We start from the raw sequence: 25,663 nt of genomic DNA, 5'->3' as shown, positions 1-25,663 counted from the left end.
GCACACTGGCGGCCATGACTCCTCCGGACGCCGCCGCACCCGAGCTCGACGTGGCAGGACCAGCGCTCGACCTGGCGCCGACGCCCCTCGACGTGCTCCGCACGGTGTTCGGCTACGACGCGTTCCGCGGCGAACAGCAGGAGATCATCGACACCGTGACGAGGGGCGACGACGCCCTCGTACTCATGCCCACCGGCGGCGGCAAGTCGCTGTGCTACCAGATCCCGGCCCTCGTGCGGCCGGGCACGGGCGTGGTGATCTCGCCGCTCATCGCCCTCATGCAGGACCAGGTCGACGCCCTGGCGGCCCTGGGCGTGCGGGCCGGGTTCCTCAACTCGACCCAGGACGCCGACCAGCGCCGCCAGGTGGAGCAGGCCTACCGGTCGGGCGAGCTGGACCTGCTCTACCTCGCGCCGGAGCGGCTCGGCGTCGAGTCCACGGCCCGGCTGCTCGACCAGGGCACGATCGCGCTGTTCGCGATCGACGAGGCGCACTGTGTCTCCCAGTGGGGCCACGACTTCCGCCCGGACTACCTGCGCCTCGGCGCGCTGGCCGAGCGGTGGCCCGGCGTGCCCCGCATCGCCCTGACCGCGACGGCCACCCAGCACACCCGGGAGGAGATCGCGGACCGCCTGGGCCTGGCGGAGGCCCGGCACTTCGTGGCCAGCTTCGACCGGCCCAACATCACCTACCGCATCGCGCCCAAGGACAGCCCGCTGCGGCAGCTCCTGACCCTGCTGCGCACCGAGCACCCCGGCGACGCCGGGATCGTGTACTGCCTGTCGCGCGCGTCGGTCGAGAAGACCGCCCAGCAGCTCACCGACCAGGGCATCCGCGCCCTGCCGTACCACGCGGGCCTGCCCGCACCGGTGCGCGCAGCCAACCAGGCGACGTTCCTGCGCGAGGACGGCGTCGTCATGGTCGCGACCATCGCCTTCGGCATGGGCATCGACAAGCCAGACGTCCGGTTCGTGGCGCACCTCGACCTCCCCAAGTCGGTGGAGGGTTACTACCAGGAGACGGGCCGCGCGGGTCGCGACGGCCTGCCGTCGACGGCGTGGCTCGCCTACGGCCTGGCCGACGTGGTGCAGCAGCGCAAGATGATCGCCGAGTCCGAGGGCGACCTCGCCCACCGCCGCCGGCTGTCGTCCCACCTGGACGCGATGCTGGCGCTGTGCGAGACCGTGGAGTGCCGCCGCGCCCAGCTCCTGCGCTACTTCGGCCAGCAGCACCCCGGCGACTGCGGGGCCTGCGACACCTGCCAGAACCCGCCCGAGGCCTGGGACGGGACCGTACCCGCCCAGAAGCTCCTGTCCGCCGTGTTCCGGCTGGACCGCGAGCGCAACCAGCGCTTCGGCGTGGGGCACGTGGTGGACATCCTGCGCGGCAAGGCCACACCCAAGATCACGCAGTGGGGGCACGACAGCCTCACGGTGTTCGGCGTGGGCGAGGACCTGTCGGACGGCGAGTGGCGGTCCGTGGCGCGCCAGCTCCTGGCGCAGGGCCTGCTGGAGGTCGACTCGAACCACGGCACGCTGCTGCTCACCGAGACCAGCGGCGACGTGCTGGGCCGACGGCGCGAGGTGCGGCTGCGGCGCGACCCGGCCCCGACGGCGGGCGCCGCGCGTCGGTCCTCGCGGTCCGGGGGCGCGAAGACCGAGGCCGTGGCGCTGCCGGACGCCGACCAGGAGGTGTTCGAGCGGCTGCGTGCTTGGCGGGCGGGTGCCGCCAAGGAGCAGGGCGTGCCCGCGTACGTGGTGTTCCACGACGCGACGCTGCGCACCGTGGCGACGGAGCGGCCTGGCGACCTGGACGCGCTGAGCGGCATCAGCGGCGTCGGCCAGGCGAAGCTGGACCGCTACGGCGAGGGGATCCTGGCGGCGCTGCACTCCCCGGAATGACCCGAGCCGCTCACAGGTCGTGCTCGGCGAGCTCGCGGAACTCGTCGGGCACCGCCCCGCCCCGGCGCAGCACCACGGGGAGGTAGCCGACGGCGTCCCCGCCGAACCGCGTGCGGATCGCGTCCATCGACTCGTCGACGGCGCCCCGGGCCACGCCCGGCGCGGAGCCGGGCCGCCACGGGTCGGGCGGGTCGAGGTCGAGCTCCATCTGGACCGCCGACTGGTCCGCGATGTTCGAGACGGAGACGCCGAGCAGCGTGATCTCGCACGGTGCGGCGTCGTCGATCGCGGACCAGGCCAGCCGCACCGCGACCTCGGTGAGGGTGAGCGTGGCGGACATCGGCACCGGCAGCGTGAGGGACCGCGTCGCCCGCTGCATGCCCGCGAACCGCACCGCGACCGTCACGGTGCGGCCCGCGCGCCCCTTGGCCCGTAGCCGCCGCGAGACCCGGTCCGACAGGTGCGCCAGGACCGCCCGGACGTCGTCGGGCTCGGGCCGGCGTCGGCTCAGCGCCGACTGCGCCCCTACGGAGCGGGCGCGGCGGCTGGTGACGACCCGGCGGGGGTCCTCGTCCTGCGCCATGGCGCTGAGCTTGTGCCCTACGGCATGGCCGAGGATGTGCTCCACAGCGGTCGACGGGGTGCGCGCCAGCTCGCCGATCGTCCGGATGCCGAGGTCCGCCAGGCGCTGCTCGTTGACTGGTCCGACGCCCCAGATCAGGCTGACGGGCAGTGGGTCGAGGAAGGTCCGTTCGGCTCCGGGGTCGACGACGACCAGGCCGTCCGGCTTCGCCACCTGGGAGGCGATCTTCGCGAGGTGCTTGGTCCGCGCGGCCCCCACCGAGATCGGGAGCCCCACCTCGGCCCGGACGCGCTCGCGGATCTGTGCCCCGATCGCCGCGGGCGGCCCGAACAGATGGGTCGCCCCGGACACGTCGAGGAACGCCTCGTCGATCGAGATCCGTTCGACGACGGGCGTGACGTCGGCCAGGACGGCCATCACGGCATCGCCGAGCCGCTGGTACTCCCCGAAGTGACCGCGGACGAACACCAGGTCCGGGCACAGCCGGGCCGCGCGCCAGCCGGGCATCCCGCCCTGCACCCCGTGCACCTTGGCCTCGTAGGAGGCCGCGAGCACGACTCCCCCGCGCGGACCACCGCCGACGGCGATCGGCCGTCCGCGCAGGTCAGGGTCCAGCAGCTGCTCGACCGACGCGTAGAACGCGTCGAGGTCGGCGTGCAGGATCGTGGCACCGGACACTGACATGACAGCATTCTACTCGAACACGCGTTCTATCAAGCGCCGAGTCAGGGCTGGCGTACGGACGAGGTCCGACACAGCCGGGGCGGCCGATCCGGCTCGGGCGGCCCGGGACACAGCTGCCGGGCCGAACCGCCCGGACAGGACCGAAAAACAAGCGGCCCCGTGGCTGTGGATGCCTCGGGGCCGCTCGATCCGCTGTCTCATTCGGATCCCGCCGGCACTCTCGCGCCGGAAGTCTGCCCCCAGTCTAGCCGACTCATCCTTCCTCCCGCGGGGCGGGTGATTCCCGTTCCCTCGGGGGCGGCGCCGGATACGCCGGCGTATCGTCGCAGGTGCCACAGCACCGGGTAGTGCGGCAGTGCCCGTCGTCCGGCCTCGCCGCCGTCGGCCCGGCCCGCGTACCCGGTCCGTTCCCGCGGGAGGCTCCGCGGCCGGACGCAGGACGCCGGCCGTGCGGTGGGCCCGTGGAACGCCCGCGCCTCGCGCCCGGGCGTGACTGTCGCACAACTCGACCGCGAGCGGCGCACGGTCTTCGACCCGCCACGCGATCGCCGGACTCCCGCGATCTGCGAGCCACCGACGCCCGGTACCGGCAGGCCGGTCCGGCACGAGGTCCCACCGGCGGCGCTCCTCGCGCGGCTGGAAGGAGAACGGGATGTCCACCTCGAACGGCCGGACCTCGAAGAACCGGACCTCGAAGAACCAGCACAAGAAGCACCGGAACAGGAAGCACCGCACCAAGGACCGCGCGCCACGGGGGCTGAGCTATCAGGCCTGCGCGGTGATCGTCGCCGTCGCCGGGATGTGCGCCTGGGTGGCGCACGACGTCCTGGGCGGCGCCGTCCCGGCCACCCCCGTGGCTGCGCCCGGGCTTGCGACGCCGTCCGCTCCCGCGCCGGCGGGCGACGTGTACGTGACGACGCCGCAGGCGGCCGCGTCACCGGTCGTCCTCATGGTCTCGCCCGACGGTTCGGGCACGACGGCTGTCCGTGGGACGACGGCGGGGGCGGGCGGTGCATCGGCTCCTGCTGCCGCCGCGTCGGCCACGTCGGTTCGCGGACCGCGCGCCGCCGTCCGGGCAACCCCCGGCGCCACGCCGACGACGCCGGGACAGGCGGCCGCCGCCGGCGACCCGCCCGGCCGCGTGATCGTGGTGCCGACAGGCCAACAACCGGCTCCGGCGGCCCCGTCGCAGGACCGCCGAGTCAGCTATCAGGTCCTCGCCGCCGACGGCTCGATCGTCTACGTGGGGGCCGACGGTCGGCTCGTCGCCAACACCGGCGCCGTGTCGTCCAGCGGCGTGCTCGCCCTCGGGTCCGACGGGTCGGGGCTGCGGTCCGGCGAGTCGAACGTCACGGCGTCGCCCGGGGCGGCAGCCCCGGCGTCGTCGGCGGCGCAGGCCGGAGCCACGGTGGGCACGCACCAGAACGACTCGTTCGGCGGGATGCTCCTGGGCTACGGGCAGGGCAGCTCCATGGCGATCAGCGGCTTCGAGGACCACTCGGTGAGCGTCGTCGGCAGCGACCAGATCGTCACGTACGACGACTCGAACGTGTTCCTCGGCCGGGACGGCCGGATCAACGCGAACACGGGCGACACCGACTCCAGCGGCCTCAACGCGGTCGACGTGACCGGGTCCGTGGTCCGGTCGGGCAACTCGGGCGATGCCGAGGACACGGAGGAGGACGAGGGAGACGGCGAGGAAGGTGAGGAGGAGGAAGAGGGGGCGCCCGGAGATGCCGCCGAGGAGGACACGGAGGAGCAGGGTCCCGCGGTACCGACCACCGGGCCGGCCGCACCCGGCTCCACCACCTCCGGCCACGCCACCGTGACGGACGAGGGCGAGTCCTCGGCCACGGGGAACGGCGCCCTCGTGGTGGGCGCCGACGGGTTCGACGACGTCTCGATCCGGAGCCGCGGTGACCGCAACGTAGTCACCTACGACGACTCGAACGTCGTGATCGGCGGCACGGGCCCGGTCAACGCCCAGATCGGCGACAGCGACACCGGGGGCGCCGTCGTCATGGGCGTGCACGGCTCCGACGTGCGGGCGGGGTGCGAGGGCGACCTCTGCTACTCCGACTGACGGCGGGCAGGCGCCCGCGCGCCAGTGGCCGCGCGGCAGTGGCCGCGCGGCAGGAAAACCGCAGGAATCCGCGGGGCCGGGATAGCCGTCCCGGTCCCGCGGACCTACGCTGGAGAGGTACCCCTTCCGCGACGACGACGTGGCGGTGACACCCCATGGCCTGGACCTTCCGGACCCGCCAGAAGCCGGCACCCGACCCGCTGGTGACCCTCCGGCTGCAGTCGCGGCTGGGCCAGCTCGCGGCCGAGCTGCGCCACGTCGAGGAGGACCCCGACCTGTACGCCCGCGCCCACCACTGGTTCGCGGTGCAGAACGCCTACGACGCGCTCCTGCGCGAGGCGTGCCGCCTCGCCGACCTGCCGACCGACTCGGACCCGTTGCGCGCGAGCGAGCACTCGGCCGCGGACGAACGGCTGCGGGAGGAGCTGGAGCTCAGCGCGCGCGGCTGGTCCTGGTGACCCCACCGGTCCTGGACGCACCGCTCAGGCTGTTGCCACCTCGCCTGCCCACGCCCGCAGGTCGCGCCGTGCGTCCTCGGCCCGGGCCCGGAGCGGCGCGAACTCGTCGTCGTCGAACGCCTCGGTCGTCCCCAGGTACTCGCGGCGGGTCCGGTCCGCATCGGCGAACCGCCACAGCAACTCGCTGAGCTGCCGCTGCTCGGCGGCCGTCCGCCGACCCGCCTGCTCGATCAGCCGCACGAGGAACCTGTCCCGCCCCGGCACCGTCACACGCACCACTCCGGGTGCCTCGAACTCGGTGATCTGCCGCACCGACCGCCGCGTGTGCCGGTCGCACACGATCGCGAACAAGCCGGTGACGACCGCGTAGAGCACCGTGACGGGGATCGCGACGTCCTGGAGCGGATCCGTCGGCGGAATGGCGATGCTGCTCGCCCACGCCCCGACGAGGATCAGCACGACGGGGAACGCGCACCACAGCGAGTTGGCCACCCGCGACCAGCGGAACCGGACCCGCGCGGTGCGTGTCGTCGCGTCGAGCTCAGCGCCGATCCGCGTCACCTCGTCGACCGCGGCACCCGGCTCGATGACCAGGACATGCTGCTCTGCCGCCTCGGCGCGCTCCTCGTGCCCCGTCACCGAGAAGAGCGATCCGCTGCCGACAAGCCACAGGAGGCCGAGGAACCGACCAGGGCTCGGGGCAAGCCAGACATTCTGCACGGCCAGAGCGTAGTGGCTGCCGGACCGGGATGTACCTGGGCCGGGTCCGCACAGCCCCGCACAGGGTCCGCTGCCGCCGAAACTCCCCTGCCCACTTAGGGTCAGGGCATGTTCCCCTGGCTCGAGCTCGCCGGCTGGGTCGGCTCCGCGCTCGTCGTGCTGTCCCTCACGCAGGCGCGGGTGTTCCGCTTCCGCTGGCTCAACCTGACCGGCTCCCTCATCGCGACCACGTACAACGCGATCCTCGGGATCTGGCCGTTCTTCGCGATGAACGCCGCGATCAGCCTCATCAACATCTACTGGCTGCGCCGCCTGACCCGCGAGCGCCACGACGCCGCCGTCTACGAGGTGGTGGAGGTGGCGCCGGACGACGCGTACCTGCTGCACGTGCTGCGCACGCACGCGGCCGACATCGCGACCTTCGCCCCGGACTTCGTGGCGCAGCCGGAGCCGGGTGAGGAGCGTTCGGCGTTCCTGGTGCAGCGCGGCGACGAGACGGTGGGCGTGGTGGAGGTGCGCGACGCCGGCGGCGGTGCGGGCGTCGTGGAGCTCGACTGGGTGACCATGCGGTTCCGCGACCTGACGCCCGGCGAGTTCGTGTACCGGCGCAGCGGGATCTTCGCGGCCAAGGGGTTCGACCGGGTGGTGGTGCCGCACGCCGCGCCGGGCGAGCACGCGTACCTGCGCGGCGTGGGCTTCCGCCCCGAGGGTGACACCTGGGTGCGGGAGGTCGTGGCCGACGGCGGGTGAAAGCCGCCTGGCCTGCCTTGACAGCACGGTGGCGGCTGGGAAAACTCTTTCCTGCCGCTGGTCTGCATCGAGGCAATCCGGCGCCGCCGACATCGACGTCCGGGAGAGAACGTGCACCTGCCCTCAGGCAACCGAAACAGCGGCAGACCGGGAGGCGGGCAAGGACGCCGGCGGACCCGCACCGCCGCGACCACCGCGCTGGCGCTTCTCGTGCCCGCGCTGGTCGTGCCCGCTGCCCTCGCGCCCGCGGCACTCGCCGCCCCGGCACCCGCCATCGCCGCGACGACCCAGCAGGCGGTGCGGACGGCGCAGCCGGCGCAGGAGCCCGCCGGCGTCCTCGACGGCTGGACCGTGTCCTCGCCGGACCGGTCGATCGCGGCCACGGTCGACGTCGTCGACGGGACCCTCACGTACGAGGTCGTGCGGGACGGGACCACCACGGTCGTCGCGCCGTCGGGCCTCGGCCTGACGCTGCGGGAGCCCGCGGTCGACCTGACGACGGGCCTGACCGTCGGGTCCACGGAGCGCGCCGTCGTCGACGAGACCTGGACCCCCGCCTGGGGCAACGACGCCCGGGTGCGCAACCGCGCGAACGAGCTGACCGTGCACGCCGTGCACGAGGCCTCGGGCGTGGAGCTGGACGTGGTGTTCCGCGTCTTCGACGACGGCGTGGGCTTCCGCTACACCTTCCCGGAGCAGGAGGGCCTCGGCGCCGGCGTGGTGGTGTCCGGCGAGAAGACGCAGTTCGCGCTGCCCGCGGACCTCACGGCGTACTCGATCCCGGCGGGCACCCGCTGGAGCGCGGACGAGCAGCACTACCGCACCCAGCCGCTGCCGGACGTCGCCTCCGCGCAGACGCCGATCACGACGTCCCGCGCGGACGGGCTGTTCGTGACCGTGCACGAGGCGGCGCTGATCGACTTCCCGAGCATGACGGTGGTGCGCGGCACGACGCCGGGCACGCTGGTCTCGGACCTGATCGCGCTGCCGAACGGGGACAAGGCGGTGATCGACGTCGACGCCGACGGCTTCAGCACGCCCTGGCGCACGCTCACCGTGGGCCGGAGCGCGGGCGACCTCGCCGCCTCCCACCTGATCGAGAACCTCAACGCGCCGTGCGCCATCTGCGACGTCGACTCCGACGACGACGGCACCGCCGACACCACCGACTGGATCGACCCCGGCACGTACGTCGGCGTGTGGTGGGAGCTGCAGCGGCGCGACACCACCTGGAACGCCGGCCCCAGGCACGGCGCCACCACGGCGCGCATCAAGGAGTACGTCGACCTCGCCGTCGAGGCCGGGGCCAAGTACGTGCTGGCCGAGGGCTGGAACCAGAACGCGGGCGGCGAGTGGAAGGGGCAGGACTTCGTCACGCCCCAGGCCGACGTCGACATCGACGAGGTGCTGGCCTACGCGAAGGCGAACGGCGTCGGCTTCATGGCGCACAACGAGACGCGCGGCTACGTCGACTACTACGACGCGCACATGGACGAGATCTTCGACCAGTACCAGGAGTGGGGCATCCACGCGCTGAAGACCGGGTACGCCACCCGCTTCGAGCTGGGCGGTGTGAACCGCAGCCACTACGACCAGGAGGCGGTCCAGCACTACCAGCGGGTCATCGAGTCCGCGGCGCGGCACCAGATCTCCGTCAACGCCCACGAGTCCATCAAGCCGACCGGCCTGTCGCGCACCTACCCGAACATGATGACGGGCGAGGGCGTGGCCGGCATGGAGCAGCACAACTACATGGGCGCGAGCGGCAACCCGCCCGAGCAGGCCACGATCCTGCCGTTCACGCGCTGGATGGGCGGGCCCGCGGACTACACGCCCGGCGTGCTGGCCGTCACCTGGGACCCGGCGAACCTCAAGACCCGGGTGCAGACCACCACGACGGCGCAGCTCGCGCTCTACCCGACGTTCTCCAGCCCGCTCCAGATGCTGGCCGACACCCCGGAGAACTACGCGGAGCACGCCGAGGCCTTCGCCTACCTGCACGACATGCCGACGGTCTGGGACGAGTCCCACGTGCTCGACGCCGTCCTCGGGGACCAGACCGTGACCGCCCGGCGCAGCGGCACCACCTGGTACCTCGGGTCGGTCACCGACGATAACGACCGCACCGTGCGGGTGCCGCTCACGTTCCTGGACGAGGGCACCACCTACGTGGCCGACGTCTACGCCGATGCCGGGGACGCGTCCTGGAAGGGCAACCCGACCGCCGTCGAGGTGACCCACTCGCTGGTGGACTCGACCGACACGATCGACGCGTCGATGGTCGGCGGTGGCGGGCACGCGGTGAAGCTGCGGCCCGCGACGCCGCAGGACGTCGCGGAGCTGGACGACTACGCCGCGCCGTCGTTCACGCTCCGGGGCATGCCCGAGGTCGCCTACGACCCGACGGCCGGCACCGTGACGGTCACCGCGACCGTCCGGAACGACGGCACCACGGCGGGCCAGGCGCGCATCGCCGTGGACGGCGCGGCGGTCGACGGCGCCGCCGGCCGGGTGGGCGGCGGCGCGACCCGCACGTTCACGTTCGACGTCGCGGCCGACGACGTCGCCTACCGGACGGCGAACACGATCGCCGTCATCGGCTCGGACGGGACGCCCGGGCGACCCGTCTCCGTGGCGCTGCTGCCACGGCCGGACGGGACCCTGACCGACCTGCTGGACGACGAGGCCCCGAACCTGGCGCCCGCCCGGGCCGCGCTGCTGACCGAGCGCGCCGAGGCGGCGCTGGACGCGGCGCGGGAGAACGACTTCCCCGCCGTGCGCCGGGCGATGCAGGCGGTGCGCCTGGCCGTGCTCACCTCCTCCGCGGACGCGGTGCCGCCGGGCGTCGCGGACGAGATCGACACCGTGGTGGAGCCGTACCTCGGCACCGCGGCCGGGCTGTTCGGCATCCTCGCGCTGATCCGCGACGCGGAGGACGCGTCCGCGGTCGACCCGGGGACCGCCGTCGCGCTCCGGCAACCGGCCGCCCAGGCGGTGGCGCACGCCCGGTCCGGTGACTCGAGCTCGATGGACGAGGCGCTGGGCGCGCTCGCGGACCGGATCGCGGACGCCGAGGGGGACGGCCCGACCCTGGACGCGCTGCTCGCGGCCGTCGCGGCGCAGCACGGCGAGCACGTCAGCGAGGCGGAGACGGCCACGCTGCTGGGCGGCGCGCGCACCAACGCCGAGCACCCCGGCTACACGGGCACCGGGTTCGTCCGCGACCTGACGAAGGTCGGGGCAGGCGTCCGGTTCACCTACGACGCCGCGGCGCCCGTCACGGTCGAGCTGTCGTTCCGGTACGCCAACGGGATGGTCGTCGCGCCGCTGGACCGCCGGCTGTCCGTCTCCGTGGACGACGGCGCGGCGCAGCCGGTCTCGTTCCCGAACCTCGGCCAGGGCGCCGACCGCTGGCGCATCTGGGACCACTCCCCCGGCGTGCTCGTCACGCTGGCGGCCGGGCGGCACGAGATCCTGTTGCACCACACCGCCGCCGACACGGGCAACATCAACCTGGACCACCTGCGGGTCACGGCCCGGCCCGGGGTCCTGACGGAGCCCGAGACCGCCGCCTGGGCGGCCCGGACCATCTACACGACCGGCGACCGCGTCGCCCACGACGGCGCGCTGTGGCAGGCCTCGTGGTGGACCCAGAACCAGACGCCCGGCCAGTCGGCGTACGGGCCGTGGCAGGAGATCGCCGAGACCTGGGACGGCACCGCCGCCTGGACGCCGTCGCGCATCTTCGACACCGGGGACTTCGTGGAGCACGACGGCACCCTGTACGAGGCGAAGTGGTGGACCCGCAACCAGGAGCCGGGTGACCGGCACGGGCCGTGGCGGGAGGTCCGGTGACGGTCGCCTGACCGACGGCGGCGGGCGGCGTCAGGTGGCCTCCGGGTCGACCCCCTGCGCCGCGCGTCCGCCGTCGACGGGCAGGACCGCCCCGTTGACGAACCCGGCGGCGTCCGACAGGAGGAAGGCGACCACCTCGGCGACCTCCTCGCCCGTGCCGACCCGGCCGAGCGGGTGCAGGGCGGCCATCTGCGCGTCGACGCCGGGGTGTTCCCGCCGGTACTCCTCGTAGCGCGCCGTCGTCACGGACCCGAGGGCCACCGCGTTGGTGCGGATGCCGTCGGGACCGTGGTCGACGGCGACGGCGCGGGTCAGCGCCTCGAGGGCGCCCTTGGCGGTGGCGTACGGCAGGGCACCGCGCACCGGCCGCTGCGCCTGGTGGGACGAGACGTTGACGATCGCGCCGGGCCGTCCGTGCCGTAGGAGGTGGCCGACGGCGGTGTGGCAGCCCGTGACCGCGAGCGCCAGGTTCGCGGTGATCAGGCTCAGCACCTCGGACGGTGGGGCCGTGACGGGGGCGTCGCGGAAGATCGCGGCGTTGTTGACCCAGCCGGCCAGCGGGGCCGCCGCCTCCGCGGTGTCGGCGGCGCGGCGGGCGACCTCGGGATCCGCGGCGTCGCCGGTGACGAGCGTGACGCGCGGATGAGCCCGGTCGAGCGGCCCGGCGAGGTCGAGGACCACGACGTGGCCCTCGACGGCGAGCCGCAGCGCGATCGCGCGGCCCACGCCCTGCCCGCCGCCGGTGACGACATAGGAGCGTGGCGCGGCGGGGTTCGTGGGTCGGGGTTCCTGGGGGTTCGGGCTGGTCGGTTCCGTGTGCGCGGCCATCCCCCGATCCTGCACCCGGGCGGGCGGCGGGACCGAGCGGTGCCGGGAAACGAGTAGGGTGCGGCGCGGACGCACGAGGGCGGCCCGACGAAGGAGGAGCACCAGGGTGTACGACCACGTCACGGCGCGCCGGCGCCCGCCCGTCAGCCTGCTCGTGTGGGTGCTCGCCGCCCTGCTCCTGTTCGGCGCGGTGATCGGCACGATCTGGGTGCTGAGCCGGGACGTCTCCGGGCAGGACGCCGCGGGGCAGGCCTCGGCCAGTGCGTCCGCGAGCCCGGTGCCGAGCCCCACGGGGGCGAGCCCGGTCAGCGCCCCGGCGAGCCCGGAACCGTCGCCCACGCCCAGCGCCCCGCCGCCCGAGCTGACGCCGGTCACGCTGCAGGGTGTGGCGTCCGGCCGGTGCCTCGACGTGCCCGGCGGCGTCGCCGCGGACGGCGCGACCCTGCAGATCTACGACTGCAACGGGTCGCCGGCCCAGCAGTGGACGGCGTCCGCCGCCGGGGAGCTGCGCGTGCTCGGGACGCTGTGCCTGGACGACCCGAGCGGCGGGCAGCAGGGCACCGCCGCCCAGGTCTGGACGTGCCACGGCGGCGCCAACCAGCAGTGGTCCCCGCAGGCCGACGGCACCGTGCGCAACGCCGCGACCGGGCTCTGCCTCGACGTCTCCAACGCGCTCACGGACAACGGCACGCCCGCGATCATGTACGGCTGCCACGCCGGGGACAACCAGCGCTGGACGGTCTCGTGAGCTGTTGAGGCTGAGCTGTTGAGGCTGAGCTGTCGCGGTTGAGCCGTTGCGGCGGGCGGACGACCGCCCGGCGGGGGCGACCGCTCGTCACGGGCGACCGCTCGTCACGGGCGACCGCCCGCCGCGGCCGGTTCTCGCCCGGTCGTCAGACCCGGGGCAGGGCCTCGGCGAGCTCGCGCAGGGCCTCGACCGCGAGGGCGTGGTCGTCCTGCTGTGCCAGCCCGGACACGGTGACGACACCGACGATGCCCACGCCCGCGACGCGGACCGGGAAGGCCCCGCCGTGCGCCGAGTACTCCTGGAAGAGCAGCCCGTGGTCGGCGTTGAAGTCGCTGCCCTTGGCCTTCGCACGCAGGCCCACGAGGTACGACGACGCCCCGAACCGGTAGACCACCCGCACCTTGCGCTTGATCCACGAGTCGTTGTCGGGCGTCGTGCCGGGCCGCGCCGCGTGGAAGACCTGCTGCGTGCCCTTGCGGATGTCGATCGTCACGGGCAGGTCGCGCTCCACAGCGAGCTCGACCAGCAGGCTGCCGAGCCGCCAGGCGTCGTCGTTCGTGAACGCCGGCAGGACCAGCTCGGCCTCCTGGGCCTCGACCTCGGTGATGATCGCGGTGACATCGGATTCGCTCATGGGCCCATCCTGCCCTGCCGGCGTCCTCTCCCCTTCCCTTCGAGGCCCGGGTTTCTTCGCTTTGAGCCGGCCCAAAGCGAAGAAACCCGGGCCTCAAAGGTGAGGTCGGCGAGGCGTCAACCGGACATCTCGGGCGGGCCCTCAGGTGGACCCGCCGGACCCGCCGGACCGGTCAGACCGGCTGGTCCGGTCAGACCGGCCGGTCCGGCTGGTCCGGTCAGACCGGCCGGACCGGCCGGACCGGTCAGCTCGTCTCGTACGCCGCCGTCACGTGGTAGACGCCGCCGCCCCAGCCGTCGGCCGGGAAGGCGTCGGACACCCGGATGTACGCGGCCTTGTCGGCGCCGAGGTGCTCGGTCAGGTCGAGGGTGTGGTCGGCCCGGTTGGAGCCGTCCCGGATCTGCTCGTCCTCGGCCAGGACCGTCGTCCAGCTCTCGCCGTCGGGGCTGACCTCGGCGACGTACTGGTTGTCGATCGTCAGCGTCGCCTGCGCCGACGTCGTCCCCGCGGGGAACGGGAAACGGTAGACGAAGGCGCTCTCGCCGTCGGCGTACCGGCTGCCACCGCCGCTGAAGCCCGAACCGCCGGCGTCGAACAGCCAGGGAATCTCCTCGGGCGACCCGGCGGCGAAGTCGACGACGGCCGCGACCAGCACCTCGGCGCGCGCGGTGTAGGTCAGGCCCGACCGCGCGGTGACGGTCACGCTCACCGGGTAGCTGCCGTCGGCGGTGCCGGCCGGGATCCGCACGTCCACGGGGACCGTGGCCCGCGCGGGGTCGGCGTGACCGGACGGGTTGAGCCGCAGGGTGCGGTCCGCGGTGACCTTCCAGCCTCGCGGCCCCGTGGTCCGCACCGTCACGGGCAGCGCTTCCGGCCGGGCGGACGTCGCGGCCACCCCGACGTCGAGCCCCACCCGCGTGGCCTGCCCGGAGCTCGGCATCACGGCGACGACCGCGGGCGAGGCGGCGGCCGAGAGGGTGCGGCGCGGCTGCTCCCGCGGGACGTCGGCGATCAGGGCGCTCAGGGCGCTGGCCTGGGTGCGCCAGTCGAACACGTTGGGCTGCTCGGCGGTGCCGCCGGCCCAGCGCAGGCCCAGCCGGCCGACGACGTCGCGGTCGTTGGCCCAGACGGACGCCGCCTGGTCGGCGACGAACTGCGTGTACGCCGGTTCGCCCGTGGCATCGGCGAGCTCCATCAGGTAGCGCTGGAAAATGCCCTTGAACTGCTTCTGGTTGTCGTCGCAGCTCCGGCCGGCCGCCTCGCACCACTCGGTCAGGACACCGTTCTTGACCAGCACATCCGACGCCAGTGCGGAGTCGGCGAGGTACTTCGCGGTGTCGAGGAGCTCGGGGTCGCCCGTGGCCCGCCACAGCTCGAGCGCCGCGCCGATGCCAAGGCCCTGGTTGTAGGTCCACACGGTGTCGTCGTTGCTGGAGCAGTCGTCGCGCAGCCCGTCGTTGACCAGGCCGTTCGCATTGATCATCCCGCTGCCGACATACCAGTCCCAGGCCTCCTGGGAGCGGTCCAGCCAGAGCGTGTCGCCCGGGAGCCGGTTGTGCAGCTCGGCGGTCAGACGCACCCACTGGCCGTTGGTGACGGCGTTCTTGTACGTGCGCTCCTCGTTCCACCAGATGCCGCCGCCGCAGGTGCTGGTGTCCCAGAACTCGTTCATGAACTCGCCAATGGTGACGGCCATGTCGAGGTACTTCTCGTCGCCCGTCAGGTCGTAGGCGGTGACCCAGTTGAGCCCCCACCACCCGGAGTCGTCGATGGCGCGGCTGGTGAAGTTGCCGTAGATCTCGTCCGTGGACCGCTCGCCGGCCGGGAACGGGCCCTTGTTGGTCTCGAAGCTGTGGTCGAGCTCCGCGAGATAGCGTCGGTCGCCCGTGCGCGCCATGTAGTCGCCGATGGTCTGCAGCGCGACGGCGGAGTTCCACCAGCTCGACGCGAACCACGCCTTCTGCTGGTCGTAGGAGTCCATCAGCACGTCGGCGGAGACCCGCGCGTCGGCGACGGCGGTGGCGGCGTCGGTGTCGTCGCCGGGCCCCGCCGGCGCGGCGGCGTCGGCCGAGACGGCGGCCGGTTCGGTGGGTGGCGGCCCGGCGTGCGCCAGGGCGACCGGTTGCAGGCCGGCGATCACGGTCATGGCCAGCAGGACTCGTCGGGTACGACGGAACATCGACATCGATGGGCTCCTCCCCCTGGGCGCGACGTTGCCCCCAGGCGCTCGTGATTTCACCCAAAACCTACAGGACAATAGGATGAAATACACCCATTCGATGACAGCGGTGTCGGCGACCGGTCCGACGGACCGCTCCGAACCGCCGCGGGGCCGCCGCGGGGCCGCACCCGAAGTGCGCTTCTACCCCGCCATCGCGCCCGAAAACAGGCCGATTCCGGGCCCAATGACGGGGTAGAAGCGCACTTCGGCAGAGCGGCGGCCGCCGCCGGGGCGAGCTGCCGGGCGCTCCCTGGACATACCAGACCGGGCAGTCGCCGACACGCCCGACGACGGACGGCAACGTCGACCGGCGCCAACATGACCAAACGATCGTCGACCAACGTCGACCTGGCCGGGAGACCGTCGACCGACGCCGACGCCGGGCGGGAGACCGTCGACCGACGCCGACGCCGGGCGAGAGACCGTCGACCGACGCCGACGCACCTGCCACCGCGGCGTCCGCCACGCGCCCGACACCAAAGTGCGCTTCTGTCCCGTCATTGGGCCCGAAAACACGGCTGTTTCGGGCGCGACGACGGGGTAGAAGCGCACCTTGGGTGCGGCCGGGCTACGGGTGTGACGGGGCCGGGTCGGCCGGGCACGCCTCGGCGGCGAGCTGCTCCGGGTCGACCGAGGCCAGGTCGACCGAGGCCAGGTCGACCGAGGCCACCGACCCGGACGGGCGCGCGTCCGCGGCGAGGTCCGCCGGGGCGGCTCGGCGCTCGCCCGCCGACGCCCGGGGCGCGGAGCCGGGGGCGGGCTGGGCCGGGCGTTCGTCCGCCGACGCCCAGGGCGCGGAGCCAGTGTGGGCCAGGGCTTCCTCCGTCGACGCCGGGGGTACGGGTGCGGGGTCGGCCGGGCAGTCGTCAGCCGGCGCGTCCGACGCTGACGCCGCAGGTGCCGGGTCCGCCGGGCAGTCGTCTGCGGGAGCATCCGACGTCGACACCACCGCCGCCGGGATCCCCACCGCCGGGGCCTCCGCAGTCGGGACCTTCCCTGTCGGCGCCGCAGGTGCCGGGTCCGCCGGGCAGTCGTCTGCGGGAGCATCCGACGTCGGCACCACCGCCGTCGACCTCCCCACCGTCGGCACCCCCGCCGACCCCGACACGGACCCCGCCCCCGACGTCACCGCCAGCCTCCGGTCCGGGTCCAGGCGGGTCAGGATCGCGTACGCGAGCCGGGCCAGGTCGTCGACGTCGCCCTCGGTGAGCCCGTCCAGGATCATGCTGGACACGGCGTCGGCGTACAGCGGCGTGCTCTCCCGGTAGACCTCGCGGCCCTGGTCGGTGAGCACCGCGTTGGTCGCCCGCGCGTCCTCGGCGCACGGCGCGCGGCGCACGAGCCCCTTGCGCTCCAGCCCCGTGACCACGCGCGAGAGCCGGGCGAGCGTGGCGTTGGTGCGCGACGCGAGCGCACTGAGCCGGAGCGTGCCGTCGTCCGTCTCCGCGAGCGCCTCCAGCAGCGTGAACTCGAACGACGTCAGCCCGGCGGGCTGCATCCGCTTGTCCAGCGCGGTCGGCAGCAGCTCCAGCAGGGCGTGCAGGCGCGCGACCGCGACCCGCTCGGGGTACCTCAGCTCGCGCTCGTCCATGTCGCCATCCTAACAGTTGGTTGCACCTACAACTAAATCGGTCTATGGTCAGTGCTTGTAGGTACAACCAACCGGCCCGCGGCCCTCATCCAGGGAACGGGCAGATCCAAGGGAGCAGCACCATGGCCAGCATCACGATCATCGGCACCGGCGCGATGGCGAACGCGATCGGCGGCGTCCTCGCCGAGGGTGGGCACGACGTCGCCCACATCGCCAAGGCCGAGGTCGGCACCTCGCCGGTCACGGGCGACATCGTGGTCCTCGCGGTCCCCTACGCCGCGCTGGACGGCATCGCCTCGGCCTACGCCGAGCAGCTCGCCGGCAAGGTCGTCGTGGACATCACCAACCCGCTGAACTTCGAGACGTTCGACGCGCTGGTCGTGCCCGCCGACTCCTCCGCCGCCGCCGAGCTCCAGGCCAAGCTGCCCGCCAGCCACGTGCTCAAGGCGTTCAACACCACGTTCGCCGCCACGCTCGGCGCCAAGCAGGTGGGCGCCCTGCCCACCACCGTGCTGGTCGCCGGGGACGACGCCGCCGCCAAGCAGGCGCTCATCTCGGCCGTCACGTCCTCCGGCCTCGGCGCCATCGACGCCGGCTCGCTGGAGCGCGCGCACGAGCTGGAGGCGATCGGCTTCCTGCAGCTCACCCTCGCCGTCGGCGAGCAGCTCCCCTGGACCGGCGGCCTCGCCGTCGCCCGCTGACCCGCCGCGGCACACCCCCACCCGGCAGCACCACCCCCACCCCACCCCGTCCCGGACCTGGAGCACCCCATGAACCCGACCGACCCGACCGCCGTCGACGACCGGATCATCTCCCCCGCCCTGGCGATGGACGCCGTCACGCTGCGCGTGGGCGACCTCGACGCCATGGCCGCCTACTACGGCTCGGCGTTCGCGCTCGAACCGCTGGAGGAGCGCGGCCATGGCCGCGAGGTGCACCGGGTCCTGGGACGGGGCACGACGCCGCTGCTGCGGCTCGTGCACACGCCGGACCTGCCCACGGGTGACCACCGGCAGGCCGGGCTGTTCCACACGGCCTTCCTGTTCGACGACGCCGCGGCGCTGGCCGCGACCGTCTACCGCGCGGCGCAGGACGCCCGCGGCACCTTCACCGGCTCCAGCGACCACCTCGTCAGCGAGGCGTTCTACTTCACCGACCCCGAGGGCAACGGCGTGGAGCTCTACACGGACCGGCCGCGCGAGCAGTGGGTGCGCGACCGGGGCCAGATCAAGATGGACACCGTGTGGCTGGACCCCAACGCCTACCTGCGCTCGCACCTGACCGAGGCGGAGCTGGGCGCCGCGCCCAGCCGGTCCGGCCGGGTGGGCCACGTGCACCTGCAGGTGGGCGACGTCGCCACCGCGAGGTCGTTCTACGTGGACGCGCTGGGCCTGGAGGCCACGCTCACCGACATCCCCGGCGCGCTGTTCGCGTCCGCGGGCGGCTACCACCACCACATCGCGATGAACACCTGGAACAGCGCGGGCGCCGGGCCGCGCGCCGCGAGCCTCGGGCTGGGCGACGTCGCGATCACCGTCCCCGGCCGCGCGGACCTCGACGCCCTGGTCGCCCGCCTGCGGGCCGCGTCGCTCCCGTTCGCCGACGACGGCCGCTCCGTCACCGTCGCCGACCCGTGGGACACCCAGGTGACCGTCGCCGTGCCGGGCGTGTCCGCCGAGGACCTGCTGGCCCGGTAGGGCTCAGCGCGTCGAGCTGCCCGGCACCAGCTCGGTCGGCAGCGCCAGCTTGGTCACCTGCCCGGGGTCGCGGAGCTGGTCCAGCACGAGCCGGACCGCCTCCGCCCCCATGCGCGCCTCGTCCTGCCGGATGTGCGTGAACCGGTACCGCGCCTTGTCGTAGAACGCGTCCGGGTGGTCGAAGCAGACGATGCCGAGGTCGCCGGGCACGTCGCGCCCGGCCCGGTGGGCGGCCTCCCGCAGCAGGACGGCGATGTTGTACTCCGTCGCCACGAGCCCGGTCAGCCCGGGGTTGGCGGCGAGGAACTTCTCCAGGGCGGCGATGTCGTCGTCGGGCGCCACGCCGCTGCCCGGGACCGTCGAGCGGACCTGCCGGAACTGGTGCGCGGGGTCGAACGGCACGTGCCGGGTCGCGTGGGCGTCCACGACGCCGTCGAGCCGGTCCTGCACCGTGGAGACGGTGCTCGCCGCCGAGACCAGGCCGACGCGGTCGTACCCGGCGTCGAACAGCGCGTCCGCGGCCTGGCGGCCCGCCGAGACGTTGTCGGAGCAGACCGACGACACCGGGACGCCGTCGAACACCCGGTCCAGGATGGCCACCGGGAAAGACTGCGTGATGAGCTCCAGCACGGCCGGGGGCACGTACTGCGACGAGCTCGGCTCCAGGATCAGCCCCTGGACGCCGTCCGCCACGAGCGAGCGCACCAGGTCGCCCTCCGCCTCGCCGTCGCCCAGGCTGCGCTTCATCACGAGGTTGGCCGTGGTGCCCGACGCGTCGAGCAGGCCCGCCAGGACGCGCGTGCCGAACGTGTCGTCGAAGTCGGTCAGCACGCACCCGATCAGCGGGCTGGGCCCGCCGCCCAGGCCGACGGCGTTGGTGGCGGTCTCGCTGACGACCACCGTGCCGAGCCGCGGGCGGCGCGTGATGTAGCCGTCGTCGCGCAGCAGGTCCATGGCGCGCTTGAGCGTGATCGCGCTGACCCCGAGCTGCTTGGTCAGCTCGGCCTCGGCGGGCATCCGGTCGCCCACGCGGTACGTGCCGGCGTGGATCGCGTCGCGGAGCTTCTCGTACACCTCGAGGTAGAGCGGCTGGCTCACTGATGCCCCTTCACCGAATGGATATGACCGATGAATCTACCGTGACCAGGCGTCCGGACCGGTCTCCAGCGCGGCGCGCAGCTCCAGCGCCATGATCGCGCTGACCTGGGTCGAGTAGTACACCGGCGGCTCGGCCGGCCGGCGCCAGTCGTCGCCCGCCAGCAGCGACCCGTCCCGCTGCGCCGTCGACCACAGCGCGTCGGTGCTCGTGCGAACGAAGTCCACGAGCGGCGCGGCGTCGGGCGAGCCCGGGCCGAGGCGGCCCAGCAGCGTGCCCAGGTAGCGGTAGAGCACGCCCTTGAACAGGCCCTCGTCGCCGCCCGCGCCCTCGCTGCCGACCACGCCGTCCGGCGCGAGCTCCGCGACCGCCGTCGTCGCGGTCCGCACGGCCGCGGCCACCAGCTCCGGCCGGTGCAGGACGGCGTCGAGCGCGACCGCCGCACCCACGTACAGGCCCTGGTTGTAGGTGAACCGCCACTGGGTGTCGATCCGGCCGTCCTCCTCGCGGTTGATGCCGTCCTCGACGAACCCGTCGGGCCCCACGAGCGTGGCCGTGATCCAGTCGAACGCGACGGTGCCGTGGTCCAGGTACCGCGGGTCCGGGTCGTGCCCGTGCAGCCGCGCGGACAGGATGGCGAACGGCCCGTTGGCCGGCGTGTTCTTGTAGTACGGCTGCTGCTTGCGCCAGGCCACGCTCGCGCCGTGCGTGTCGTTCCACCCGTGCTCGACGACGTGCGCCCAGAGGGCGCGGGCGTCGTCCAGGGGCTCCTCGCGCCCGGTCGCCCGCGCGAGCCGCTCCAGCGCCAGCGCGTACCAGAGCATGTCGTCGAAGTAGTCGTTGAACAGGGAGCCGTCGTTCCGCGAGCGCAGGTTGGCGCTGGTCGCCTCGGCCGCCGCCAGCCACTCCGGGTCGCCCGTGCGCAGATACGCGTCCAGCCGCGCGTCGATCACGTGCGCCAGCCACCAGTAGTTGAACGTCGAGTTGTCCCCGACGGGGTAGGTGTTGTCCAACAGCTGCGGCTCCGGGGCGCCGAAGAAGTGGTCCAGGCCGCGCTGGGCCAGGTCGGCGCGGGCGGGCCAGGGGTTTGACGCGTTCACAGATCTCCTCGGTGGGGGTGGGCGTGCCGCCCGTCTCGACGAGCCGGGCGGCACGCGGCGGGGTCACTGCGCGTTGTCGGCCAGGATCCGGTCGCCCAGCTCCTGCGCCTCCTTGAGCGCGGTGGCGGCATCGGTCTCGCCGCCCAGGAACTTCTCCAGGGCGGGGATCAGGGCCTTGCCCTCGACGTCGGACGCGCCGGGGATGTTGGAGCGGACCTGCGCGTACTCCATGGTCTCGATGAATGCCTGGTACCGGTCGTCCTCGGTGAAGTACGGGTCGTTGGCGGCCTCGATGTTCGCGGGGATCCAGCCGGAGATCTTGGCGAAGTCCACGCCGTTGGCGGGCTGCGTGGTCCACCACTTCATGAACTCCCAGGCGCCGTCCGGGTTCTGCGCGCCGTTCGGGATGACCAGGCCGAAGCCGCCCATCCCGGCGCCCTGGTCGCCGTCGGGACCGACGGGCGGCTGCACGATGCCGTAGTCCACCTCGGCCTCGTCCAGCGCGGTCAGCGCCCACGGGCCGTCGTACTTGATGGCCGTGAACCCCTCCGCGAAGGAGTCGACGCCCTCGCCGAAGCCCGGCTCGTACACGCCCGCGTCCAGCAGGCTCTGCCAGAACTCCAGCACCTCCAGGCCCTCCGGGCTGTTGAAGGCGGTGCTGGTGCCGTCGTCGCTGAACATCTGGCCGCCGGCCTGCCGCAGCCAGATGTTGAACAGGCCCGGGTCGTCCAGGGCGAAGCCCGCGACGGACAGCTTGCCGCCGTCGCGCTCGGTGACCGCTTCTGCCGCCTTCTTCAGGGAGTCCCAGTCCGTGGGCGGCTCGACGCCGGCGTCGGCGAGGAGCTCGGTGTTGTAGAACAGCGACCGGTTGTCCACGAGCAGCGGCAGCCCGTAGGTCTCCCCCTCGACCACGAGCTCGCCCATGGCCTGGTCGTAGAACTGGGCGGTGTCCACGCCGTCGGCCGCGATGTACTCGTCGAGCGGCGCGAGCGCGTTCTTGGGCACGTACAGCGGGGTGTTGTACCGGTCCCAGAGGACGACGTCGGGCACGCTGCCGGAGGCGAGCGCCGTGAGCAGCTTCTCCTCCACGAGTTCCTGCCCCACGTACTTCACCTCGTACTCGTCCTGCGCCTCGTTGAAGGCGTCGGCCTGGGCCTGGAGCTGCTTGGCCTGGGCGCCCGACCAGGAGCCCCAGAAGGTGACCTCCTCCGGACCACCGCCCGAGCCGCCGTCCGACGCGCTCCCGCAGGCGCTCAGGGCGCCCACCATGACTGCTGCCGCGGCGAGGGCCCCGGTGATACGTGCTGCAGACCTCATGACTCTGCTCCTTTGCAGGGTGCTGGTCACTTCGTCCCCGAGTGGGCGAAGTTCTCGATGATGTAGCGCTGGGCGACCACGAAGACCAGCAGGACCGGCAGGCTCGCCAGGATCGTGCCGGCCAGCAGGGGCCCGTACTGCGTCTGGTACTCGTTGACATAACCGGCCAGACCCACCTGGACGGTGAGCATCTCCGGGTCGTTCAGGGCGATCAGGGGCCAGAGAAAGCTGTTCCAGCCGGCCTGGAAGGTGAGCACGCCCAGCACCGCCAGGCCCGCGCGGGCCAGCGGCAGGTAGATGTTCCAGAAGATCCGGAACTCGCTCGCGCCGTCGATGCGCGCGGCGTCGCCGAGCTCGTCGGGCAGCGCCTGGAAGAACTGCCGCATGAAGAAGACGGCGAACGGCCCGGCGGCGAACGGGACGAGCACCGCGCCGTAGCTGTTGATCAGGCCCGCCCCGCCCTCGCCGAACAGGTCGTTGCCGCCCGCCAGCGGGAAGTGCCGCAGCACCAGGAACGTGGGGACCATCGTGATGATGCCGGGCACCATCATGGAGCCGAGGAACAGCGCGAAGACGACGCCGCGGCCGCGGAAGTGCAGCTTGGCCAGGGCGTACCCGGCCAGGCCCCCGAAGAACAGGTTGGTGACCACGCCGCCGAGCGCGATGATCGCGGAGTTGGCCAGGTACCGGCCGAACGGTCCGTCGGTGAACAGCGCCACGTAGTTGGCCAGGGTCGGGTTGTCCGGCACGAGCTGGAGGTAGGACGAGAGGATCTCGCCCTCCGGCTTGAGCGACGTCGACAGGGTCCAGATGAGCGGCATCACCGTGGTGACGGAGATCAGGACGACGGCCAGGGTCCAGACGACCTTGCCGGTCAGCGTGCGGGCGGTCAGCGGCCGGGACGTGGTGAGCTGCTGCGGGGCGGGTGCCGGGGCGCTCGCGGGCGCCGTCGCCAGCGCGCTCATCGGTCGTTCTCCCGCCCGGTGGCGCGGGCGTTGGCGACCGAGAACACGAGGATCACCAGGAACAGCACGAAGGACAGCGCCGAGGCGTAGCCCATCTCCAGCCGCCCGAAGCCCCGGTCGTAGATGTAGTAGACGAGGGTCAGGGTCGAGTTGCCCGGGCCGCCCTTGGTCAGCACGTACGCCTGGTCGAACACCTGGAACGCGGCGATCAGCAGCAGCGTGAGGATGAGGAACGTGGCGCGCGAGATGGAGGGGCGCGTCACGTGCCAGAACACCCGGAACGACCCGGCGCCGTCGACCCGGGCGGCGTCCACGAGCTCGCCGGGCACGCCCTGCAAAGCGCCCAGGTAGATGATCATGTTGGCGCCGAAACCGGCCCAGACGCTCATCATGACGATGGCGATCATGGCCCAGCGGGACTCGTACAGCCACGCCGGCCCGTCGATGCCGAACCAGCCGAGCACCGCGTTGAGCAGGCCGTACTGCGGGTTGAGCAGCCAGAACCAGATGGCCGCCGTCGCCACGGTCGAGGACACCACCGGGATGTAGAACAGGGTGCGGAACACGCGGGCGGTGCGCGTGCTGCGGTTGAGCAGCAGCGCGGTGCCGAGCGCGACCAGCAGCCCCGCCGGCACGTACAGCGCCGTGTAGAGCGCGGTGTTGCGCACGGCGACCCAGAAGATCGGGTCGCCCGCGATGCGCGCGTAGTTGTCCAGGCCCACCCACTCGAAGTCGCCGATGACGGCGTAGTCGGTCAGGCTCAGCCCGATCGCCATGACCACCGGCAGCAGCAGGAAGATCACGAACAGCACCACCGGGACGGCCAGGAAGATCCAGGCGGAGATGGTCTGCTGGCGCCGGGTGGCGCTCACGGCGGCGCTCACGGTGCTGGTTCCGGGGCCGGGGATGGTGCCGGACGGCGGTGGGTGCGCAGGCCCGCCGTCTCCAGGGCCAGCTCGCAGAACATGGAGTTCGCCCAGGAGAACCACTCGCGGGTCCAGGTGCCGGGGTCGTCCACGTGGAACGACTCGTGCACCGCGCCCGTCCCGTCGTCGGTGGCCAGGATCAGGTCCAGCAGGGCGCGACGCTCCGCCGGGTCCGTGCTGGTCAGCCCCTGGATCGCCAGCGCGATGGGCCAGACGTGCCCCTCGGGCGTGTGCGGGCTGCCGATGCCGGAGGCCGCCGAGCCCCTGAAGTAGTACGGGTTGGCCGGGCTGAGCACCAGGTCGCGCGTGGCCGTGTAGAGCGGGTCGTCCGCGCGGCACCAGCCGGTCAGCGGCAGCGCGAGCAGGCTGGGCGTGTTGGCGTCGTCGGCCAGGAGCACGCCGCCCCGGCCGTCCACCTCGTACGCGTACACCGGCACGCCGTCCGGCCCGGGCACCACGCCGTGCTCGCGGATGCCGCGCTCGATCTCGCCGCGCAGCTCGGTGGCCGAGGCGGCGAGGTCGGCGTCGTGCAGCACCTCGGCGGCGAGCTCCGCGAGCTGCCCGAGCGCCGTCGCAGCGAGCGCGTTGCCCGGCACGTTGTAGCCGTAGGTGCACGCGTCGTCGCTGGGGCGGAATCCCGCCCAGGTCATGCCCGTGAAGGCGACCTCTGGCCCGCGGCCGCCGCGCACGAGCGTGTCGGTGGGCGGGCAGTCGGCGCGCTCGAAGGTGTACGACGACGCCTCCGCGTGCCGCTGCTCGGTGCGCCACAGGTCGACGACCGTGCGCCCGACCCGGCCGAGGTCGACCAGGTGGTCGGTGCGGCCGGTCGCGCGCCACAGGTCGTGGGCGAGCTGGAGCGGGTAGGCCAGGGAGTCGATCTCGTACTTGCGCTCCCAGACCCAGGGCGACTGCCCGGTCTCCGGGTGCCCCGTGCGGTCGCGGTGGCCGCCGCCGGTGGGCCCGTCGTTGAACGCGTTGGCGTACGGGTCGCGCAGGATCGAGGCCTGCTGCCGCCGCGAGACGGCGGCGATCGTGTCCGCGAGGCGCTCGTCCCGGTCGGCCAGGTGCAGGAACGGCGCGAGCTGCGTCGTCGAGTCCCGCAACCACATCGCCGGGATGTCGCCGGTGATCACGAAGGCGGTGCCGTCCGGGTGGAGGGTGATCGTCCGGGTGAGGGTGTCCGCCATGCAGCGGCCGACGGCGTCCGCGATCTCGCCACCCAGCCGCTCGCCCACCTTCGCGACCAGGTCTGCGAGGACGTCCGGGTCGTAGAGCGCGGCCGTACCGGTCTCCGGCGCCGCGCTGCCTGTCACGTAGCTCATTCGAACCCCATCGTTCGGTCTGCTGTCGTTCTTCTGGTGCCCGCCGGACCCACGCTGGCCCGGCCTGTCGTGAACAGTAGGAGCGAATAACTCCTATGTCAACGTTTGCATTAGGGGTAATAGCAGAAGACGCCGACGGGGCGGTCGCGGAATACTCGTCAGTGCCCGCCCTCGACGAGGAGGG

General features: G+C 73.1%; 20 protein-coding genes. 8 read left to right on the top strand and 12 right to left on the bottom strand.

Annotation, left to right across the window (positions count from 1 at the left end; translation table 11 throughout):
- The first annotated feature begins 14 nt into the window (after nt 1-14).
- Nucleotides 15-1,901: a DNA helicase RecQ gene (recQ, locus tag ACH45N_RS13910; protein WP_397394750.1), complete on the top strand. Its 1,887-nt coding sequence runs from the start codon at nt 15-17 to the stop codon at nt 1,899-1,901.
- Nucleotides 1,902-1,911: 10 nt separating this feature from the next.
- Here the strand turns inward: recQ and dinB are convergent, their stop codons facing one another.
- Nucleotides 1,912-3,168 (bottom strand): DNA polymerase IV, encoded by a 1,257-nt coding sequence (gene dinB / locus ACH45N_RS13905; RefSeq protein ID WP_397394748.1) that lies wholly within the window; start codon nt 3,166-3,168, stop codon nt 1,912-1,914.
- Nucleotides 3,169-3,820: 652 nt separating this feature from the next.
- On the opposite strand from dinB, the gene ACH45N_RS13900 reads away from it, so the two are divergent.
- A complete protein-coding gene (locus ACH45N_RS13900; RefSeq protein ID WP_397394746.1) occupies nt 3,821-5,251 on the top strand; it encodes a hypothetical protein in 1,431 nt (476 codons plus the stop codon).
- 155 nt (nt 5,252-5,406) lie between these two features.
- Nucleotides 5,407-5,709: a hypothetical protein gene (locus ACH45N_RS13895; RefSeq protein ID WP_397394744.1), complete on the top strand. Its 303-nt coding sequence runs from the start codon at nt 5,407-5,409 to the stop codon at nt 5,707-5,709.
- Nucleotides 5,710-5,733: 24 nt separating this feature from the next.
- Here ACH45N_RS13895 and ACH45N_RS13890 read toward each other — a convergent pair whose 3' ends face one another.
- On the bottom strand, nt 5,734-6,429 hold the full coding sequence (locus ACH45N_RS13890) for a hypothetical protein (protein ID WP_397394742.1): 696 nt from the start codon (nt 6,427-6,429) through the stop codon (nt 5,734-5,736).
- A gap of 108 nt (nt 6,430-6,537) precedes the next feature.
- On the opposite strand from ACH45N_RS13890, the gene ACH45N_RS13885 reads away from it, so the two are divergent.
- Both ACH45N_RS13885 and ACH45N_RS13880 read left to right on the top strand, forming a co-directional pair.
- Complete coding sequence (locus tag ACH45N_RS13885) at nt 6,538-7,179, top strand: hypothetical protein (RefSeq protein ID WP_397394740.1); 642 nt, start codon at nt 6,538-6,540, stop codon at nt 7,177-7,179.
- A gap of 210 nt (nt 7,180-7,389) precedes the next feature.
- On the top strand, nt 7,390-11,034 hold the full coding sequence (locus ACH45N_RS13880; RefSeq protein ID WP_397394738.1) for a glycoside hydrolase family 97 catalytic domain-containing protein: 3,645 nt from the start codon (nt 7,390-7,392) through the stop codon (nt 11,032-11,034).
- 30 nt (nt 11,035-11,064) lie between these two features.
- On the opposite strand, the gene ACH45N_RS13875 is transcribed toward ACH45N_RS13880, so the two are convergent.
- Nucleotides 11,065-11,862: an SDR family NAD(P)-dependent oxidoreductase gene (locus ACH45N_RS13875; RefSeq protein WP_397394736.1), complete on the bottom strand. Its 798-nt coding sequence runs from the start codon at nt 11,860-11,862 to the stop codon at nt 11,065-11,067.
- A 106-nt stretch (nt 11,863-11,968) separates the two neighbouring features.
- Here ACH45N_RS13875 and ACH45N_RS13870 point away from each other — a divergent pair, with 106 nt between their 5' ends.
- Nucleotides 11,969-12,610 (top strand): RICIN domain-containing protein, encoded by a 642-nt coding sequence (locus ACH45N_RS13870; RefSeq protein ID WP_397394734.1) that lies wholly within the window; start codon nt 11,969-11,971, stop codon nt 12,608-12,610.
- Between the two features lie 145 nt (nt 12,611-12,755).
- On the opposite strand, the gene ACH45N_RS13865 is transcribed toward ACH45N_RS13870, so the two are convergent.
- The 3 genes from ACH45N_RS13865 to ACH45N_RS13855 all read right to left on the bottom strand — a co-directional run bounded on the left by ACH45N_RS13865 (nt 12,756) and on the right by ACH45N_RS13855 (nt 17,056).
- Nucleotides 12,756-13,244 carry a heme-degrading domain-containing protein gene (locus tag ACH45N_RS13865; protein WP_397394732.1) on the bottom strand — a complete coding sequence of 163 codons (489 nt, stop codon included), beginning with the start codon at nt 13,242-13,244 and terminating at the stop codon, nt 12,756-12,758.
- 244 nt (nt 13,245-13,488) lie between these two features.
- Complete coding sequence (locus tag ACH45N_RS13860; protein WP_397394730.1) at nt 13,489-15,429, bottom strand: glycoside hydrolase family 76 protein; 1,941 nt, start codon at nt 15,427-15,429, stop codon at nt 13,489-13,491.
- Nucleotides 15,430-16,033: 604 nt separating this feature from the next.
- Nucleotides 16,034-17,056 carry a MarR family winged helix-turn-helix transcriptional regulator gene (locus ACH45N_RS13855; RefSeq protein WP_397394728.1) on the bottom strand — a complete coding sequence of 341 codons (1,023 nt, stop codon included), beginning with the start codon at nt 17,054-17,056 and terminating at the stop codon, nt 16,034-16,036.
- Nucleotides 17,057-17,178: 122 nt separating this feature from the next.
- Here ACH45N_RS13855 and ACH45N_RS13850 point away from each other — a divergent pair, with 122 nt between their 5' ends.
- Entirely contained in the window at nt 17,179-17,757 is a 579-nt protein-coding gene (locus tag ACH45N_RS13850) for an NADPH-dependent F420 reductase (RefSeq protein WP_397394726.1), read from the top strand.
- A gap of 69 nt (nt 17,758-17,826) precedes the next feature.
- On the top strand, nt 17,827-18,753 hold the full coding sequence (locus tag ACH45N_RS13845) for a VOC family protein (protein ID WP_397394724.1): 927 nt from the start codon (nt 17,827-17,829) through the stop codon (nt 18,751-18,753).
- A gap of 3 nt (nt 18,754-18,756) precedes the next feature.
- Here the strand turns inward: ACH45N_RS13845 and ACH45N_RS13840 are convergent, their stop codons facing one another.
- From ACH45N_RS13840 to ACH45N_RS13815, 6 genes are all read right to left on the bottom strand, one after another.
- Nucleotides 18,757-19,851: a substrate-binding domain-containing protein gene (locus ACH45N_RS13840; RefSeq protein WP_397394722.1), complete on the bottom strand. Its 1,095-nt coding sequence runs from the start codon at nt 19,849-19,851 to the stop codon at nt 18,757-18,759.
- A 36-nt stretch (nt 19,852-19,887) separates the two neighbouring features.
- Nucleotides 19,888-20,949 (bottom strand): glycoside hydrolase family 76 protein, encoded by a 1,062-nt coding sequence (locus ACH45N_RS13835; RefSeq protein WP_397394720.1) that lies wholly within the window; start codon nt 20,947-20,949, stop codon nt 19,888-19,890.
- Between the two features lie 63 nt (nt 20,950-21,012).
- Complete coding sequence (locus ACH45N_RS13830) at nt 21,013-22,266, bottom strand: ABC transporter substrate-binding protein (RefSeq protein ID WP_397394718.1); 1,254 nt, start codon at nt 22,264-22,266, stop codon at nt 21,013-21,015.
- Between the two features lie 26 nt (nt 22,267-22,292).
- Complete coding sequence (locus ACH45N_RS13825; protein ID WP_397394716.1) at nt 22,293-23,231, bottom strand: carbohydrate ABC transporter permease; 939 nt, start codon at nt 23,229-23,231, stop codon at nt 22,293-22,295.
- Nucleotides 23,228-24,115, bottom strand: coding sequence for a carbohydrate ABC transporter permease (locus tag ACH45N_RS13820; RefSeq protein ID WP_397394714.1), 888 nt, complete (start codon nt 24,113-24,115; stop codon nt 23,228-23,230). Before ACH45N_RS13820 ends, ACH45N_RS13825 begins: the two co-directional genes overlap by 4 nt.
- Nucleotides 24,112-25,479 carry a glycoside hydrolase family 125 protein gene (locus ACH45N_RS13815; RefSeq protein WP_397394712.1) on the bottom strand — a complete coding sequence of 456 codons (1,368 nt, stop codon included), beginning with the start codon at nt 25,477-25,479 and terminating at the stop codon, nt 24,112-24,114. Before ACH45N_RS13815 ends, ACH45N_RS13820 begins: the two co-directional genes overlap by 4 nt.
- Between the last annotated feature and the right edge of the window lie 184 nt (nt 25,480-25,663).

Origin of the sequence: Promicromonospora sp. NPDC019610 (assembly GCF_044389365.1) — a bacterium.
Classification (GTDB): Bacteria; Actinomycetota; Actinomycetes; order Actinomycetales; family Cellulomonadaceae; genus Promicromonospora.
This window is presented reverse-complemented; position numbering and strand designations above follow the sequence as displayed.

What these genes read in the sequence shown, in the direction of transcription:
- ACH45N_RS13865 (WP_397394732.1), bottom strand. Translation starts at nt 13,244, where the DNA reads ATGAGCGAATCCGATGTCACCGCGATCATCACCGAGGTCGAGGCCCAG.
- recQ (WP_397394750.1), top strand. Translation starts at nt 15, where the DNA reads ATGACTCCTCCGGACGCCGCCGCACCCGAGCTCGACGTGGCAGGACCA.
- ACH45N_RS13885 (WP_397394740.1), top strand. Translation starts at nt 6,538, where the DNA reads ATGTTCCCCTGGCTCGAGCTCGCCGGCTGGGTCGGCTCCGCGCTCGTC.
- ACH45N_RS13895 (WP_397394744.1), top strand. Translation starts at nt 5,407, where the DNA reads ATGGCCTGGACCTTCCGGACCCGCCAGAAGCCGGCACCCGACCCGCTG.
- ACH45N_RS13850 (WP_397394726.1), top strand. Translation starts at nt 17,179, where the DNA reads ATGGCCAGCATCACGATCATCGGCACCGGCGCGATGGCGAACGCGATC.
- ACH45N_RS13855 (WP_397394728.1), bottom strand. Translation starts at nt 17,056, where the DNA reads ATGGACGAGCGCGAGCTGAGGTACCCCGAGCGGGTCGCGGTCGCGCGC.
- ACH45N_RS13815 (WP_397394712.1), bottom strand. Translation starts at nt 25,479, where the DNA reads ATGAGCTACGTGACAGGCAGCGCGGCGCCGGAGACCGGTACGGCCGCG.
- ACH45N_RS13860 (WP_397394730.1), bottom strand. Translation starts at nt 15,429, where the DNA reads ATGTCGATGTTCCGTCGTACCCGACGAGTCCTGCTGGCCATGACCGTG.
- dinB (WP_397394748.1), bottom strand. Translation starts at nt 3,168, where the DNA reads ATGTCAGTGTCCGGTGCCACGATCCTGCACGCCGACCTCGACGCGTTC.
- ACH45N_RS13825 (WP_397394716.1), bottom strand. Translation starts at nt 23,231, where the DNA reads ATGAGCGCGCTGGCGACGGCGCCCGCGAGCGCCCCGGCACCCGCCCCG.
- ACH45N_RS13830 (WP_397394718.1), bottom strand. Translation starts at nt 22,266, where the DNA reads ATGAGGTCTGCAGCACGTATCACCGGGGCCCTCGCCGCGGCAGCAGTC.
- ACH45N_RS13875 (WP_397394736.1), bottom strand. Translation starts at nt 11,862, where the DNA reads ATGGCCGCGCACACGGAACCGACCAGCCCGAACCCCCAGGAACCCCGA.
- ACH45N_RS13900 (WP_397394746.1), top strand. Translation starts at nt 3,821, where the DNA reads ATGTCCACCTCGAACGGCCGGACCTCGAAGAACCGGACCTCGAAGAAC.
- ACH45N_RS13845 (WP_397394724.1), top strand. Translation starts at nt 17,827, where the DNA reads ATGAACCCGACCGACCCGACCGCCGTCGACGACCGGATCATCTCCCCC.